General features: G+C 66.8%; 16 protein-coding genes. 10 read left to right on the top strand and 6 right to left on the bottom strand.

The window, feature by feature from the left end; all coding sequences use genetic code 11:
• Positions 1-55 precede the first annotated feature (55 nt).
• Positions 56-862: an IclR family transcriptional regulator gene (locus ROP_RS26885; RefSeq protein ID WP_015889168.1), complete on the top strand. Its 807-nt coding sequence runs from the start codon at positions 56-58 to the stop codon at positions 860-862.
• A gap of 6 nt (positions 863-868) precedes the next feature.
• Here ROP_RS26885 and ROP_RS26880 read toward each other — a convergent pair whose 3' ends face one another.
• Entirely contained in the window at positions 869-1,663 is a 795-nt protein-coding gene (locus ROP_RS26880; protein WP_015889167.1) for an IclR family transcriptional regulator, read from the bottom strand.
• Positions 1,664-1,768: 105 nt separating this feature from the next.
• On the opposite strand from ROP_RS26880, the gene ROP_RS26875 reads away from it, so the two are divergent.
• The 6 genes from ROP_RS26875 to ROP_RS26845 all read left to right on the top strand — a co-directional run bounded on the left by ROP_RS26875 (position 1,769) and on the right by ROP_RS26845 (position 7,461).
• A complete protein-coding gene (locus ROP_RS26875) occupies positions 1,769-2,566 on the top strand; it encodes a 2-keto-4-pentenoate hydratase (RefSeq protein WP_015889166.1) in 798 nt (265 codons plus the stop codon).
• Positions 2,563-3,369 carry a 2-keto-4-pentenoate hydratase gene (locus tag ROP_RS26870; RefSeq protein WP_015889165.1) on the top strand — a complete coding sequence of 269 codons (807 nt, stop codon included), beginning with the start codon at positions 2,563-2,565 and terminating at the stop codon, positions 3,367-3,369. The genes ROP_RS26875 and ROP_RS26870 overlap by 4 nt, the downstream gene beginning before the upstream one ends.
• A gap of 4 nt (positions 3,370-3,373) precedes the next feature.
• Complete coding sequence (locus ROP_RS26865; protein WP_015889164.1) at positions 3,374-3,571, top strand: tautomerase family protein; 198 nt, start codon at positions 3,374-3,376, stop codon at positions 3,569-3,571.
• 126 nt (positions 3,572-3,697) lie between these two features.
• Positions 3,698-4,960, top strand: a complete 1,263-nt coding sequence (locus ROP_RS26860; protein WP_015889163.1) for an acyl-CoA dehydrogenase family protein — start codon at positions 3,698-3,700, stop codon at positions 4,958-4,960.
• Positions 4,961-5,118: 158 nt separating this feature from the next.
• A protein-coding gene (locus tag ROP_RS26850) for an IS3 family transposase (RefSeq protein WP_148222516.1) occupies positions 5,119-6,353 on the top strand; the annotation gives its coding sequence in 2 pieces (ribosomal slippage) (positions 5,119-5,440 and positions 5,440-6,353; 1,236 coding nt in all).
• Between the two features lie 127 nt (positions 6,354-6,480).
• Positions 6,481-7,461, top strand: a complete 981-nt coding sequence (locus ROP_RS26845; protein WP_015889160.1) for a helix-turn-helix domain-containing protein — start codon at positions 6,481-6,483, stop codon at positions 7,459-7,461.
• Between the two features lie 68 nt (positions 7,462-7,529).
• On the opposite strand, the gene ROP_RS26840 is transcribed toward ROP_RS26845, so the two are convergent.
• From ROP_RS26840 to ROP_RS26820, 5 genes are all read right to left on the bottom strand, one after another.
• Positions 7,530-8,693: an NAD(P)/FAD-dependent oxidoreductase gene (locus ROP_RS26840; protein WP_015889159.1), complete on the bottom strand. Its 1,164-nt coding sequence runs from the start codon at positions 8,691-8,693 to the stop codon at positions 7,530-7,532.
• Between the two features lie 3 nt (positions 8,694-8,696).
• Entirely contained in the window at positions 8,697-8,891 is a 195-nt protein-coding gene (locus ROP_RS26835; protein WP_015889158.1) for a ferredoxin, read from the bottom strand.
• Between the two features lie 51 nt (positions 8,892-8,942).
• Positions 8,943-10,160 (bottom strand): cytochrome P450, encoded by a 1,218-nt coding sequence (locus ROP_RS26830; RefSeq protein ID WP_015889157.1) that lies wholly within the window; start codon positions 10,158-10,160, stop codon positions 8,943-8,945.
• Positions 10,161-10,203: 43 nt separating this feature from the next.
• Positions 10,204-11,022 (bottom strand): alpha/beta hydrolase, encoded by an 819-nt coding sequence (locus tag ROP_RS26825; RefSeq protein WP_043826826.1) that lies wholly within the window; start codon positions 11,020-11,022, stop codon positions 10,204-10,206.
• Positions 11,023-11,344: 322 nt separating this feature from the next.
• A complete protein-coding gene (locus tag ROP_RS26820) occupies positions 11,345-12,430 on the bottom strand; it encodes a VOC family protein (protein ID WP_015889155.1) in 1,086 nt (361 codons plus the stop codon).
• A 496-nt stretch (positions 12,431-12,926) separates the two neighbouring features.
• Here ROP_RS26820 and ROP_RS26815 point away from each other — a divergent pair, with 496 nt between their 5' ends.
• The 3 genes from ROP_RS26815 (at position 12,927) to ROP_RS26805 (ending at position 16,548) form a co-directional block, all read left to right on the top strand.
• Positions 12,927-13,805 carry an acetaldehyde dehydrogenase (acetylating) gene (locus ROP_RS26815; RefSeq protein ID WP_015889154.1) on the top strand — a complete coding sequence of 293 codons (879 nt, stop codon included), beginning with the start codon at positions 12,927-12,929 and terminating at the stop codon, positions 13,803-13,805.
• Positions 13,802-14,845 carry a 4-hydroxy-2-oxovalerate aldolase gene (gene dmpG, locus ROP_RS26810; RefSeq protein ID WP_015889153.1) on the top strand — a complete coding sequence of 348 codons (1,044 nt, stop codon included), beginning with the start codon at positions 13,802-13,804 and terminating at the stop codon, positions 14,843-14,845. Before ROP_RS26815 ends, dmpG begins: the two co-directional genes overlap by 4 nt.
• A 233-nt stretch (positions 14,846-15,078) precedes the next feature.
• Positions 15,079-16,548: an aldehyde dehydrogenase gene (locus tag ROP_RS26805; RefSeq protein WP_015889152.1), complete on the top strand. Its 1,470-nt coding sequence runs from the start codon at positions 15,079-15,081 to the stop codon at positions 16,546-16,548.
• Positions 16,549-16,590: the final 42 nt, after the last annotated feature.

The following is a 16,590-nucleotide window of genomic DNA, read 5'->3' as shown; positions in this document are numbered from 1 at the left end:
ACATACTCGGGATGCGACGGCACACCATGCGGTCGTGACAGTGAAAGGAAATGTTGTGGCGCCTCTCCAAACGGTTCAGAAGATCGGTCCCGTGCTGGATTTGTTCACCGTGTCCCGTCCCGAATGGGGCGCGTCCGAAGTCGCCGAGGCCATCAACGTGCCACGCTCGAGCGCACACGCACTGCTGTCCTCCCTGGTCGAGACCGGTCTGTTGCAGTCCCGTAACCGCGGCCGCTACCGCATCGGCTGGCGGGTGGTGGAGCTGAGTCAGACCCTCAAAGGCACCGTCGACGTCCGCTCCTGCGCCTCCCCGATTCTGCAGGATCTGGCGCACAAGTACGGCGAGACCACCCACCTGGCTGTCATGGAGCGGTATCGGGTGCTCTACGTCGACAAAGTGCTCGGCAACCATGTCATCAACGTCGCGGGCGCCCGGGTCGGCGCCCACCTCGAACCGCACTGCAGCGCAGTCGGCAAAGTTCTTCTCGCTCAGTGCGACCCCGGTGAAGTCGAACGCAACATCACCAACAAGCCACTGCGGCGACTGACCCCGTCGACGATCATCAACCCGGCTTCCCTGGCACAGGAGTTGCGGTCGGTGCTGCGGTCCGGGTGCGCCTTCGACGCCGGCGAGGCGGTCCAGGAAGTTCACTGTGTCGCGGCCCCCGTCCGGGACGAGATGGGTCTGGTGGTCGCGGCGGTGAGCATGAGCGTGCCGGCCAGCCGGTTCGTGCCGGCTCAGGCCGAGTTCAAAAGTGCGGTTATCGCTGCCGGCGCCGAGATCTCCCGGGCGATCGCGAACTCCACGGACCCTGTGGTGCGCACCGAGCGCGACGATCCGACGGTCGCGGCGGCGAGCTGACCTACCTCAGCCCGACCGCATCGACAGGTACCGCGACAAACTCAGGGCCGCGGTCCGGACGGCGGCCGCCGAATGGTCCAGGTTGATGCGAGTGTGCCATCCGGACACCGAGATTCCGGCGACGACCTGACCGCCCAATCCGAAGACGGGGCTGGCCACGCAGGCCACACCGGCCCGCGACTCCTCTAAGTCGTAGGCAACTCCGCGTTCGCGGATCCGCGCCAGTTCGGCGGCGAACCGGCCCGGCTCCACGATGGTCCGCTCGCTCAGGCGTGGGAGGCCGGTGGCGAGGATGTGCTCGAGAACGGTCTGGTCGGAGAAGGCGAGGATGGCCTTGCCGATGCCGGTGCCGTGTGCGGGCCACCGGCCACCCATCCGGGTCGGCAGCGGCGGGGAGTTCGGGCTGTGCAGCACCTCGAGGTACACCACGCAGTCATCGTCGAGGACCGCGAAGTGGACGGAGTGGCCCGTCGCCTCCTGCAGGTCGGCCATGAACGGGCGGGCCGCCTCGCGGAGGTCGCGTTGGCGGGGCACGTGCTGACCGAGTTCGAACAGTTTGAGCCCGAGCCGGTAACGGGTGCCGTCCCGCTCGAGTAGTTTCACCGCATGCAGCGCCTTGAGCATTCGCTGCACGCTGGACTTGGGCAGGCCGCAGCGGCGGGCGATCTCCGAGACCCCGAGGGCGGTGTCGGCGGCGCCGAGGGTGTCGAGCACGGCAACCGCACGGGCGATGGAGCCGGCGTCGCCGGCGGCGGTCGTTCCGGAAGTTCTGTGCCGTTTATCGGCACAATCGTCTTGCATAACGGCCCATGGTGCCCGAGGGTGGGAGTTCAGTGCAACAGGTCACATCCCCGGCGGAGCTGCGACAGCGACGCGGGGCGCTTCCGAGGAAAGCCCGAGGTCTTCATGTCTTCCGACCAGGTACAAGGCGCCGCGCAGCGGCTGCTGGAGGCGTACCGCAGCGGTACGCCGATCGATCCGTTGACTCCCGAGTTCGCGCCGGCGGACTTGTCGACCGCCTATCGCATCGCGCAGGCTCAGGTCGAGCAGTGGGAGAAGGACGGTGACACCGTCAAGGGGCACAAGGTCGGGCTCGCGTCCGCCGCGATCCAACGGCAGATGGGGGTGGACCAGCCCGACTTCGGCCACCTGACGGCGAGCATGTTCCACCTCGAGCACCAGCCGATTCCGGCCGCGACCTACATCCAGCCGCGGATCGAGCCGGAGACCGCGTTCGTCCTCGGCCGCCCACTGACCGGGCCGGGAGTCACCATCGCGGATGCCGTCCGTGCCGTGGAGTTCGTCCTTCCCGCCCTCGAGATCGTGGACTCCCGGATCCGGGACTGGAAGATCGGCATCTTCGACACCATCGCCGACAACGCCTCCTCCGGTGGAGTCGTCCTCGGGAGTCGTCCGGTGCTGCTGCGGGACGTCGATCTGCGCCTGACCGGCTGCACACTGCACATCAACGGTGAGCTGGTGGCGACCGGCGCCGGCGGCGCGGTGCTCGGCTCCCCGCTGAATTCGCTGGTGTGGCTGGCCAACACCGTCGGCCCGCTCGGGGTGACCCTCGAACCCGGCCACGTGGTGCTGCCGGGGTCGATGACCAAGGCCTTCCCCATCTCGCCGGGCGATTCCATCGTGGCCAACATGAGCGGACTCGGCAGTGTGTCCGCCATCCTCGGAGAGCGAGCAGAACAGTGACCAGCAACCAGCAGACCAGCGAACAGCGCTGGAGCGCCGGCCGCATCGCCGACATCCTCCTCGACGCCGAGGCCACCACCACCTCACGGACCTCGCTGTCCGCCGAGTGGCCCGGCCTCACATTGCCCGTGGCCTACGAGGCGCAGGACATCGCCCTCGCCGCTCGCAAGGCCCGCGGCGAGATCGTCACCGGCATCAAGCTGGGGCTGACCTCCCGGGCGAAACAGCGGCAGATGGGGGTCGACGCCCCCTCCGTGGCCTGGCTGACCGATGTCATGGCGTTGCCCGCCGGTGACCCGGTCCCCCGCAACCGTCTCATCCACCCGCGTGCGGAGCCGGAAATCGCGTTCGTGATGGGCCGTCGGCTGGCCGGGCCCGGAGTCACCGCAGCCCAGGCGTTGGCGGCGGTCGATCATGTATTCGGGGCGATCGAAATCATCGACAGCCGCTACGCCGGGTTCAAGTTCACCCTCGAAGACGCTGTTGCAGACAACAACTCGTCCGGTGTGTACGTCACCGGACCGGTGCTGCGGCGACCTGAGGATCTCGACCTCGCCCTCGAGGCGTGCTTGCTGGAGATCGAAGGACAGATCGTCGACACCGCGACCGGCGCCGCGGTGCAGGGTCACCCGGCCGAAGCACTCGCGTTCGCGGCCAACACGCTGGCCGAGCGGGGGCACGCCATCGAAGCCGGATGGGTCGTGCTGACCGGCGGAATGACGGACGCCGTCGCGGTCGAACCGGGTGCTCGCGTCGCCGCCCACTTCACCTCGCTCGGCTCCATCACCATTTCGGGAGGATAACCGCATGCCGTTCATCGACGTGACCATCGGACTGGGCCGTTCCCCGGAGCAGATCCGGTCACTGATCCACGAATTGACCGAGGCCGCGCACCGGGCGATCGAAGCGCCGAAGGAGAACATTCGGGTCGTGGTCCGCGAAGTCCCGGAGACGCACTGGGCCGCCGGTGATGTGACCATCGCCGAACGGCGCGCGGCACGCTGATCGGAGTGGCTGGACAATGCTGATCGACGGACGGGCGTCGATCAGCATTGCCGACACTGCGTTGTCCGCGGCGGCCGGGAACCGTAGACCAGTAGAGACACCACCGACTTTCCTCTGGGAGCCCCCGTGACCACAATTCATGCCGTCGACGCTGACACCGACCTCGACACCTACGATCCTCCGCGCATCGCCGACCGGATTTACCACGACCTGCTCTCCCCACCCGAAGTCCAGCAGGTTCGGCGGCGGGTACGACGGATCGCCGCGGACACCATCGCCCCGATCGCCAGCCGCATCGCCCGCGGCGACGAACGGATCGACGGCTTCCCCCGCGACGCCTTCGACTCGCTCGCCTCGGCCGGCGTGTTCCGGATCCCCTTCGACGGCGACGTCGGTGGCGACGACCTCACCCACCGCGCCACCGCGACCGCCGTCGCGGTCGAGGAACTCGCGTACTACTCCAACAGCGTCGCCGCGATCTTCGACGTGCACTGCATCCTCGCCGGCAACGCCGTCAATCAGGGCACCGGCGCGCAGCGGCAACGCTGGCTCGCCCCAGTGGTCGCCGGGGAGATCGTAGGATCGTTCGCCACCAGTGAGCCCGGTGCCTCGAGCGACCTGTCCCCGGCCGCCGTCACCACCGAGGCCACCCCGACGGCCACCGGCTGGGTGCTGCACGGCCGCAAGCGGTGGATCACCAACTCCGCCGTCGCCTCGTTCGTGGTGGTACTCGCCCGCACCGGCAATCGGCTCAGCACCTTCATCGTGCCCACCGATACTCCGGGCGTCACCATCGGCACCCCGGACCGCAAGCTCGGCAACAAGGGACAAATCACCGCGGACGTCATCCTCGACCAGGTGCACCTCGACGCCGACTCGCTGCTCGGCGAAGAGGGCGGCGGACTCAAGATCGCGTTGCAGACCCTCACCTACGGCCGGATCGGCATCGCCGCGGCCGGGGTCGGAATGGCCCAGGCGGCATTCGACCACACCGCTCAGCACCTCGCTCGGCGACACGCATTCGGCGGACCACTGGCGAGCAAACAGCACTGGCAGTTCCTGATGGCGGACCGGGCGACGGCGATCGAATCCGCTCGCGACCTGTACCTCAAGGCGGCGCTGCGGCTCGACTCCGGGATTGCCTTTCCCGAACCGGAGGCCGCGATGGCCAAACTGCGCGGGACCGAGATCTCCGTGGACATGGCCCGCGACGCCGTGCAGGCCTTCGGGGGGCTCGGATTCACCCAGTCCCTCGGCGCGGACGACATCGACGGGCCGGTGGAGGCGTTCTACCGGGACAGCAAGATCGGTGAGATCTACGAGGGCGCGAACGAGGTCCAGAAGTGGGTGCTTGCCCGACAGATCTTCGGACGCGAGATCACCGGCTGACCGGCAGCCGACGTGGTCGCGCGCCTCCCCGGGCGCACGGCCATGTCGCCGCGGCATCGGCCATGTTCGGGGTATCCGAACAACCGGCCGGGCGTTCCCCCCTGAGTAAGGACATCGTGAACACTGGATCGTGAAGGTCCAGAGGAAGAGATTCACTGATGGTCATGAAGGCGTACTCGGCGGAGTTCAAGGCCGATGCAGTCGCGTTGTATCTGTCCGATCCGAGCCACACGTTCGAGGGCATCGGCAACGACCTGGGGGTCAGCCGCGAGACCCTGCGCAACTGGGTGCGGGCCGAACGCAAACGCACCGGTACCTCCACGGCCGAGCTCCGGTCCGGTGGGGCGGCGCGGTCGGCGTCCCGGGCGGGCGAGGTATCGTCCGAGTCCGTGTTGGAGGAAGAGAACAGGCAGCTCAAGGCCCAGATCCGGAAGCTCGAAACCGAGCGGGAGATCCTGCGGAGGGCAGCAAAGTATTTCGCGGGCGAGACGTCTTGGTGAGCAGCCACTTCCAATTCGTTGATGACCACTGCGACACCTTTCCGGTGAAGTGGCTGTGCCAGATTCTCGAAGTCTCTCGCTCGGGTTTCTACCGGTGGCGGGCCTCCGCGCCGGCCCGGGCGGCCCGCGCCCACTCTGATCAGGAGCTGGTGGCGCGGATCCGCGCCATCCATGCCGATTCCGACGGCACCTACGGTGCCCCGCGGGTGACTGCTGAACTGCGCGATGCCGGGATCGAGGTCAATCACAAGCGGGTCGAGCGGGTGATGCGTGAGCACGGGATCGTCGGGGTGCATCTGCGTAAACCGGTCCGCACCACTGTCCCCGCCCCGGATGCGGCGGCGGTTCCGGACCTGATCCGGCGGGATTTCACCGCGAGCGCCCCGAACACCAAGTACGTCGGCGACGTCACCTACCTCCCGGTGGGTGACGGTGAATTTCTGTATCTGGCGACGGTGATGGACCTGGGCTCGCGCCGGTTGGCGGGGTGGTCGATCGCTGATCACATGCGTACCGAGTTGGTCACCGATGCGTTGCGGGCGGCGGCGGCCTGTCGCGGCGCCGCAGGGCTCGATGGGGCAATTTTTCACTCCGACAACGGGTCCCAGTATGCGTCGGTCGAGTTCGCCGACCTGTGTCGCGAGTTGGGGGTGACGACCTCGCGGGGCGCGGTCGGGACGTCGGCGGATAACGCGGCTGCCGAGTCGCTGAATGCGACGCTGAAACGGGAGACGCTGCAGGGCCGGAAGCGTTGGAACGGTGCGGGTGAGGCACGCGCCGCGGTCTTCCGGTGGATCACGCGCTACAACACCAGAAGGAGGCATTCGAGCCTGGGCCAGATCTGCCCGGTCGAGTTCGAACGGCGATCGGCTACGCTGGCCACCGCCGCATAAAATTGGTGTCCACATCTCGGGGGGAACGCCCGCCCGCCCGGGTACCTGTTATGCCGGATAATCCTTTCAGTGCCAACCGGTAGCCTTGAGCGTGTAACACTGCGTTCACCTGAGGAGGTGATCCGCGATGTCAACGCGTGACGATCAGGACGACAATGCCCCCGATGGGGAGACCCCGCCGCCTCCGGCGCGGCAGGAGATGTCCGGCGGCCGCGAGTGGTGGACGGACGCCCTCGCGGAGACCTACTGCGAGATGGACCCGCAGTGGGAGTCGCGTAGCGGCCGCTTCGAGGCGAGACTGAGCACTCGGCAGTTCGGCGACCTGTCCCTGAGTACCGTACGCGCCCACGCACATTCGGTTCTGCGGACACCGGCGATGATCGGCGACACCGATTCCGAGGATTACTTTCTGTGCGCGGTGACCGGGGGTCCCGGGCGAATCGAGCAGCACGACCGCTCGATCTGGCTCGACAAGGGCTCGTTCGCGGTCATCGACGCCGGCCAGCCGTTCAGGTTCGACTTTCCGCAAAGGTTCGAGCAGATCGTCGTGCGTGTTCCCCGGCCGCTGCTGCTGGGTCGGATGTCCGAACGGGACGTCGACCGCGTGATGGCACAGCCGGTGTCGGCCGCTTCCGGTGCCGGCGTCGTCGTCAGCAGGTTCCTGCAGCAACTCGCCGCCCTCGATGCCGCGGTGCCCGATGCGCCGGCCGCGGCGCTGTCTGCCTCCGCGTTGGACATGATCGTGACCGCCTTGGCCGATACCGGTGGGACGGTCAGCCCGACGCAGCAAGCCCACACCGCGGACCTGCACCGGGCGCAGAACCTGCTCAAGACCCGGCTCCACGACGAGAACCTGTCCATCACCGAAGCCGCCGCGGAGCTGGGAATCTCGCTTCGGTACCTGCAGAAGATCTTCCAGAGCACCGGAAGTACACCGAGTGAATGGCTTCTTCACGCTCGGCTCGAGCGTGCGCGCATGATCTTGCTGAGCACTGACATCACCATCGGCGACCTGGCGAGCCGGGTGGGCTTCAAGGACATCTCGCACTTCAGCCGGTCGTTCCGCACTCTCTACGGGATCAGCCCCGGGCAGTACCGCCGGCGCTGACTCGACAAAAAGGCCGCAGTCCCACCCCTCGAGTGCGGGACGGGACTGCGGCGTGGTGGACACTGTGGTCAGGGTTTCGTTCCCGCTCCGGCGATGGTGCGCCGGTACTTCAGGAAGGCCTTGTTGTCGTTGGCGGTGACACCTGCGACGAGCCCGGACTCGCCCAGCCCGTCCCAGTTCCATTTGCCCTCGACACCGGTGTCCACCGGGACGAAGTTGTCGACCATCGTGACGAACCCGGCCGCCTTGAAACTGACATCGTACTGATCGGTCCAGAACGTCGGTATGGGCGAGTAGGGGGCCTTCCCGCCGACCGCGGCGAACAAATTCTCCGCCGCGGCCGCACCCATGTCGGCAGCGTTCGACCAGTGCTCGATCCGGACCCGCTTCCCGACACCGCGGTGGGTCCAGGATGCGACGTCCCCGACTGCCACGATGTCCGGGTGCCCGGATGCGTGACAGAACTCGTCGCACACCACGCTCCCCTGGTCCAGTTCCAGACCCGACCCCGTCAGCCAGTCGGTGTTGGGAACCGATCCGAGTGAGAGCAGGACCAGATCGGCGTCGAGCATCTGGCCGTTGTCGAGTTCGACCCGTTCGACTCGGCTCCCCCCGTGGAACTGGGTCACCGAGGTGTTGCAGTGGATGTTCACCCCGTGCTCGCGGTGCAGACGCTCGGCGAACCGGCCGATGTCCGGTCCGAGAAGGGGCATCAACGTGGCGGCCCGCTCGACGATCGTGACCGATTCGACCCCGTTGACGCGCAGACTCGACGCGACCTCGCATCCGATGAAGCCGCCACCGATGATGACCACGTTGCTGGCGTGCTGGGCCGCGGTGTGCAGGGCGATCGCGTCGTCGAGGCCGCGCAGCACGTGAAATCCGTCCAGCTCCGGCAGCCCGGGCAGGGTGCGCGCACCCCTACCGGTCGCGATGATCAGTTTGTCGTAACCGATCTCGCCGTCGGTGAGACTGAGCCGCCGGCTCTCCACGTCCAGTCCGGCCGCGGCGTTGCCGAGGATCCATTCGAAGTCGTCAGCCGCGGTGTCGAATTCGCATTCCACCGGGGACATCGTTCCCGCAAGCAACTGCTTGGACAGGGGCGGACGATTGTACGGGCGATGCTTCTCGTCGCCGACGATGGTGATCAGCTCGGACGTGCCGGTCTCGCGGAGCCGCTGCGCTGCACGGAGACCGGCCAGGCCGCCACCGACGATCACTGTGTTGGTCACGGCTCAACCCTCGATGCGGATGGCAGCGACGGGACAAAGCTTGATTGCGGCGTTGACCTTGTCGCGGAGTTCCTCGGCGGGAGTCTCGTCCAGTAGGATCACCTCGTCGCCGTCGTCGTTGAGGTCGAAGACCTCGGGGGCGGCGATGACGCACTCCCCGTGACCATCACACATTCCGTACTCGATCTGGATCTTCATCTTCTCTTTCCCTTCCCTATGCGATAGGGACGACGTCGGAACGCCGGCTAGCTAGTTCTTGTCGGCCCAGGTGATGGAGAGTTCGAGCTCCCCGAGGCTGCGGATGATGTTGTTGGGCTGGAAGCGATGCTTACCGGCATGGAAGCGTTCGACATTGTCGGCGAGCACGTTGAACAACGTGATCATCTCCAACCGAGCCAACGGCTTTCCCAGGCACGCGTGCTTCCCTCGCCCCCACCCCAGGTGACCGGCCGGGTCACGAGTGATGTCGAACGAATCCGGGTTCTCGAACTTGCGCTCGTCCCTGTTCGCGGAGCCGTACATCACCACCACACGCGAGCCCTCCGGAATAGCCACTCCGGCGATCTCTGTGTCCTTCGTCGCGACCCGGGTGAAGAACTGCAACGGCGAGGCCAGGCGTACGATCTCGGGGATCGCGCTGGTCAGCAGGGAACGGTCCGCGCGCAGGCGATCCCACTGGTCCGGGTGCTGAGCGAACAGCAGCAGGCCGATCCCGATCGCACTGATGGTGCTGTCCACGCTCGGGTAGATGTAGTCGTTCATCACCCCGCGGGCGAAATCCTCGGGCCATCCCACGGCCGCACCGTTCTTGAACAGCTGATCCGCCCAACCACCCTCACGCACATTGCTCGGGAAGTTCTCGTCGGCGAACTCCATGTACCCCATCATCGTTTCCAGGGCCGGCTGCGTACGCGGGGCGTGCAGGGGACCGATGCTGTCGAATCCGGCGACACCCCACTTGAACATCTGCTCCTGGGTGACGCCCTCGACACCGACCAGATCGGTGACGATCTCGATGGGCATGGCCATCGCCACGTCCGCGACGCCGTCGAGGTTGTCCTTGCCCTTCAGGGATTCGACCAGGTTCTCGGCGAAGTCCTGCAGCCGCGGCTTGAGCTCTTCGAGCGGCCCCTTCTTGATGGGGCATCCCTCGACCTGACGGATCTCGTCGTGGTGCTCGCCCTCGGTCTGCAGGCTGGTCTCGGTGATGCCGTTGAAGAACTGGTTGAACCCCACGCCCTCACGGGATGTGAAGGTCTCCCAGTCCGAGAGCACCGCGGACACCTCGTCGTAGCGAGCGCAGGCGTAGTACCCATACTTTTCGAGCCACACCACCGGCCCGGCATCGCGCAGCTTCGCGTAGGTGGGGAAGGGATCTACGAGCACTTCGTCGACGTGGAGATCATCGTCGAAACTCGGAATACCGGCCGGCGGTTGCTGCTGCTCGACCGCTGCATCCTGCGTCATTGTTCTTCTCCTTGAATGTCGTCGAAAAGTAGGTTCTGGGTGTTCAGCCGCGGAGGTGCGCGGAGAGGAAGGCTGCCGTGATGCCCAGGTGATCGGGCTGATCGAACTCGGGGCCTTCGTGACCCGCACCGCCAAGCACGAGGAGGGTGGACCGGGCGCCGGTGCTGACCAGCGCGTCGTGCAGTGCGTGACTCTGCGCGGACAACGTGATCCGGTCACGATCACCGTGCGCGATCAGAAACGGTGGGGCCAGAGAGGTAACGCGACTGAGCGGGCTGGCGTTCCAAGAGATGTCCGACGGCGCCGAAACTTCATCTTCGCCGAGCAGCGCGTTCTCGAACGGCGGTGGGAGAAGATGACTTTCGATCCAGCTGCGGCCGGCGTTGGCGGCCAGGTCGGACGGTCCGAACCAGTGGACGACGGCGTCGACGCGGCTGGACTGATCGAGATCGTCGCCGACGACCCCTTCGAGTTCCTCGTCGCCGGGGGTCAGTCCGACCATGGTGGCCAGGTACGCCCCTGCCGATGCGCCCCACACCCCGATCCGGTCGGTCGAGACCCCCAGCTCGGCTCCGTGTGCGCGCAGCCACCGCACAACGGCCTTGACGTCGTGAATCGGGTTCGGATACAAACCCTGCGGCGCGAGCCGGTAATTCGCAGACACCACGGCGACGCCGTACGAGGCCAGTCGCGCGAGGCGGTCGTCGGCGCCGTCCTTCTTGTCGCCGAGCTGCCATCCGCCCCCGTGGAGGTAGATCACCGCCGGCGGGTTGTCGATATCCGGGCGGTACAGATCGACGGCGATCTCGAAGCCGTCCACCTCGGCGACGCGCAGATTGGACTGCACTTGAACGTCATTCATGAAGATGCCTTTCCAGGTCATTGGTGAATCGGTAAGGATTCGTCGTGCTCGGTCCTGACGGACCCGGAGCGTGTTGCAAAGGTCATTCGCCGTTGTTCCTGTGATTCACAACACTACGAGTCGTGATGTGGGTGTGCCATGGCGTCAGACGCACATCATTTGGCATTCAGGCGCACGGCTGCGGCTGCGGCGACCCGTGCTCGCGAAAATCGGTGCAAGGCTGCGATTACACACGACGAAACGCGACGGATCGGGAGGTCCGTCGCGTTTCCGGTGGATTCACGTGGGTGTGACCGGATTTCCGGTCACACCCACGTGCGTATCAGGACGCCGGAGCGCCGGCGACGGCGCGGGAGTGGTCGATCTCGTCCGGGACCGCCTGCTCGGCAGCCGCTGCGTCGGGGCCGGGACCGCCGGGGCCGAAGTGCGCGTACTTCTCGATGTGCTGGTCGAGTGAGAGCGGGCTCGGGGTGCCGTAGGTGAAGTAGGTCTCCCACGGAAGCTTCGCGCCGCCGATCGCCAGCCCGGTGTCGATGTCGGACATCTGCCAGGTCTTGGTCTCACCATCCGGGTCGAGATGCAGGTACCCGACCTCACCGAACAGTTCGATGCGGTTGCCACCGGGTTCGAAGACGTAGAGGAACTGGGCCTGGGTGATGCCGTGCTTGTCGGGGCCGGCTTCGATGCGAATGTCGTAGTCGCGGAACATCTCCACCGCGTCGATGTTGTGCTGGCCGGTGCCGTAGTAGAACGCGAGGTGGTGCATCTTGCCGCGTTCGCCCTGCGCGTCCCGCAGACACGCGACCTCGTGGCCGAGGATGTTCGAACTCATCCACGCGCCGATCTCGGTGTCACCGTCGACGACGCGTTCGGTGGTCCGGAACCCGAGGTGGCGCTCGAAGGAGTTCTTCACCGCGCTGACGTCGCTGGCGAGCAGGTTCAGGTGGTCGATGCGCTTGACGGGGATGCCCTGCAGCGGCTTCTTCGACGGGCGGGTGAGGATCTTGGACTGCAGCTCCGGCGGGGCCTGGTACTTCTCGACCTCCCACAGCAGTTCCAGGTTGTGCCCGTCCGGGGACTGGTAGGTGAAGGTCTTGCCGTACCCGAAGTCGCTCTCACGCCACGCTCCGTCGACGTTGGCGTCCTTGAGCGAGGCTGCCCGCCGTTCGAGCGCTTCCGGGGAGCTGGTGCGCAGCGCGGCGTGGCCGAGTCCGGCCTGGGTGGATTCGGTGACCTTCAGGCTCCACTGGTAGGGGTCTTCGTAGGCGCGCAGGTAGACCGACTGCCCCTCGGTGTGGGTGATGTACATCCCGAGGAACTTGGTGAAGAAGTCCACCGTTTCCTGCGGCTTGGGGCTCAGCAGTTCGGCACGGGCGAGATGGGAAATCTCGAACCGAGAGTCACTCATGTCGTTCTCCTTTATCGCGCCGCCATGACCGCGGAGGGCCGTGTTCGCCGGCGACGTTTGTGGTGGATACGGGACTCGGGCGGGGATACGTCCGAACCCTTGGAACCGGCGGTGACCGCTGTCGCGGTTGTGACTGCCTGTGGCCTAGAACACTACGAGCCATGCTGGCGTCGAGCCATGGCTCCAGGCGCACATCGTTTTGCCTCCAGGCGCACCGCGTCCGCCCCGGGCTGTCGGTCGCCCACCATCGCCACCACGGCCGTGACCAGCAAATTTCGGCCCGATCTCCGATTAAACCGGATCGGGGCGGTCCCACACCGGGGTGCTGTTCGGCTATTCCGACCATCGGACCCACCGCAACGCATCGGTGGTTGTCTCGAAGGGGACTTCGGTGGAGTGCGAGCGCGATTTACGCGCAGCCCGCATGCGGGTACTCCACCACATTTTGACGCACCAGGTTCTGTCGGCACAGGCAGATATGAGCGAGAGGCACACAATGAGTCGCAAGAGCGCCGCGATTATCGGCTCCGGCAACATCGGTACGGATCTGATGTACAAGCTGCTGCGGTCCGAGCACGTCGAACCCCGCTTCATGGTGGGCATCGACCCCGGCAGCGAGGGCTTGGCCCGCGCCCGGCAGGAGGGCCTCGAGGCCTCCGCCGGAGGGCTGGACTGGCTCCTGGCCCAGCCCGAGCTACCCGACATCGTCTTCGAGGCGACGTCGGCGAAGATCCACGCCGCCGCGGCACCGCGCTACGCCGCGGCCGGCATCACCGCCATCGACCTCACCCCGGCCTCCGTCGGCCCGTACGTGGTCCCCGCGGTCAACCTCGACGCACACCTGGGCGCCCCGAACGTGAACATGGTCAGCTGCGCCGGGCAGGCCACCATCCCGATCCTCTACGCCATCAACGAGGTCGCCGACGCCTCGTACGGCGAGATCGTCGCCGCCATCGCCTCCCACAGCGCCGGCCCCGGCACCCGGCAGAATCTCAGCGAATTCAGCGAGAAGACCGGCAAGGCGCTGGCCCAGGTGGCCGGCGCCGACCGCGCCAAGGCCATCTCGGTGATCAACCCGGCCGAACCGCCGATGAACATGCGCGACACCGTCTACGCCAAGGTCCGCAACCCCGACCCCGCCGCCATCGAGAAGGCCGTGATCGACATGGTCGCCAAGGTGCAGCAGTACGTCCCGGGTTACTCGCTGCGCCTGGTCGACGTCGACGGCGACCTGGTCACCGTCATGCTCGAGGTCGTCGGCGCCGGCGACTTCCTGCCCACCTACGCCGGCAACCTCGACATCATCACCGCCGCCGCCGTCCAGGTCGCCGACGTCATGGCCCAGCAGAACCTCGTCCAGGGAGCAGCACAGTGAATACCCCCGCCCAGAAGAAGATCACGATCGTCGACACCACCCTCCGCGACGGCATGTCCTCGGTGTCGCACCAGTTCACCCCGCAGAACGTCGCCGACATCGCCCGCGGACTGGACAAGGCCGGTGTCGGCACCATCGAGGTCGCCCACGGAATCGGCCTCGGCGCCTCCTCGATCCAGTACGGGTTCGCCGCCGCCACCGACCCCGACTACGTCCGCGCCGCCGTCGACGCCGTCGAGAACGCCGACATCGCCGCCCTCTACGTGCCCGGCATCGCGACCCTGGCCGAGCTGCAGAAGGCCATCGACGCCGGCATCAAGACCGTCCGCGTCGCGGTGCACTGCACCGAGGCCGACTGCGGGCAGCAGCCGGTCGAGTGGGCCAAGGAACAGGGCCTGACCGTGATGACGTTCCTGATGATGAGCCACAAACTCGACCCCGAACCCCTCGCGGAGCAGGCCGCCAAACTCGACTCCTACGGCGCCGACGTCGTCTACGTCGTCGACTCCGCCGGTGCCATGGTTCCCCAGCACGCCGGGGACCGGGTCGCCGCCCTGCGGCAGGTGATCACCGCGGACATCGGATTCCACGCCCACAACAACCTCGGCGTCGGGATCGCGAACGCGCTCACCGCCGCCGAAAACGGGGCGACCTTCATCGACGGTTCCCTGCGCGGGCTCGGTGCCAGCGCCGGTAACGCGCAGACCGAGGTCCTCGCCGCCGCCTTCGAGCGGGCGGGCTGGGACACCGGCGTCGACCTGTTCCCACTCATCGACACCGCCGAACACATCGTCGCGCCGCTGATGAAGGAACCGCAGATCGTCGACGAGACCGCCCTGATCCTCGGGTACGCCGGTGTGTACTCCACGTTCTTCCACCCCACCAAGCGGGCCGCGAAGAAGTTCGGCGTCCCCGCCCGCGACATCCTCATGGAACTCGGGCGCCGCGGTGTCATCGGCGGCCAGGAGGACATGATCATCGACGTCGCCTCCGAACTCGCCGGCCGCACCTACGAGACCCCGGCGCTGGCGGGATCCTGATCGCGTGAAGGGGTGCTCCGAACGAGGTCTGCGAGCGCCCCCTTCCTCAGACTTTCCGTGCCGTTGCCGTGCGCCTGGAGACCACACGATGTGCGCGTGAGGCCATGGTATGCACGGAACGTAACTCGTAGTGTCGTAAGTCACAGGCATTGTGTATGACATGCCGCGCATCGCCGCGGCCACATCAGGATCTGAAGGCTATTGGGTCCCAGCCTGATTCAACAGGAGAGCACATGACCGCAGTACCGGAAATTTCCGACGTCAAACACCTCATCGGTGGTGACTGGCGTCCCGCATCGGACGGCGCGACGTTCGAAACTCGCGACCCGCACGACGGCTCCCTGCTCGGCACCGTCCCCCAGGGAACGGCCGCCGACGGAACAGACGCCGTCTCCGCAGCGCGGAAGGCGTTCGACGACGGACCGTGGCCGCGGATGTCGCCGAAGGAGCGTGCGAAGATCCTGCACGCCGTCGCCGACAAGGTCGACGAACACCGCGAGGAATTGGCCCAGATCGAAACCCGCGACGGCGGCAAGAGCATCAACCAGTCCCTGCACGCCGAGATCCCGCGGGTCGCGCACAACCTACGATTCTTCGCCGACTACGTGTCGATGGCCGCCAACGAGGCCTACCCGGACGGCGACCTGCTCTCCTACGTCCTGTACCCACCCGCCGGGGTGGTGTCCGCGATCAGCCCCTGGAACGCACCGCTGATGCTCGCAACGTGGAAGATCGCCCCCGCCTTGGCGTTCGGAAACACCACCGTCCTCAAGCCCGCACCGCAGACGCCGCTCACCGCGCACCGGTTCGCCGCACTCGCCCTCGAGGCCGGCCTGCCCGAGGGCGTCCTCAACGTGGTCCACGGCTTCGGCGGCGAGGCCGTCGCCGGTCCGCTCACCGCGGACCCGCGGGTCGACCGGATCACATTCACCGGTTCGAGCGCCACCGGCGTAAAGATCCTGCAGGCGGCCGCGGTGAACCACACCCCCGTGTCCGCGGAGATGGGCGGCAAGTCCGCGAACATCGTCTTCGACGACGCCGACCTCGACATTGCCGTCCCCATGTCGATCCGCGCCATCTTCGGCGGCAACGGGCAGGTATGCCTGTCCGGTTCGCGCCTGCTGGTGCAGAACTCGATCATGGACGAATTCCTCGACCGGTTCGCCGACCAGGCCCGCAACCTCACCGTCGGCGACCCGAAGGACCCCACGAACTTCGTCGGCCCGCTGATCGAGGAGAAGCACCTCGAGAAGGTGCACGGCTACGTCGAACTGGCGCAGGAGGAGGGCGGCAAGATCGTCACCGGTGGGTCCCGGCTCACCGACGATGCCCGGGCCAACGGGTTCTACTACCCGCCGACCGTGATCACCGGGCTCACCAACGACTCCCGCACCGCACGCGAGGAGATCTTCGGGCCCGTCGAGACCGTCCTCGGATTCGACACCGAGGACGAGGCGCTGCGCATCGCCAACGACTCCCCGTACGGCCTCGCCGGGATGCTGTTCACCGACAACCTCAACCGTGCGCACCGGATGGCCGCCCGTTGGAAGGCCGGCACCGTCTGGATCAACACCTTCTTCGAACGCGACCTCCGACTGCCGTTCGGCGGCGAAGGCAGCAGCGGCCTCGGCCGCGAGGGCGGCCAGTACTCCCGCGAATTCTTCACCGAACCACGAGCCGTCACCATCCGGCTGCACAGCTGATCCCCCTGTCGTCCACGAGCGGCCGGAGCGGTACCCACCGCC

Source organism: Rhodococcus opacus B4, assembly GCF_000010805.1.
Classification (GTDB): Bacteria; Actinomycetota; Actinomycetes; order Mycobacteriales; family Mycobacteriaceae; genus Rhodococcus_F; species Rhodococcus_F opacus_C.
Note: the sequence above shows the minus strand (reverse complement) of the source record. Positions and strands in the feature narration are given on the sequence as shown.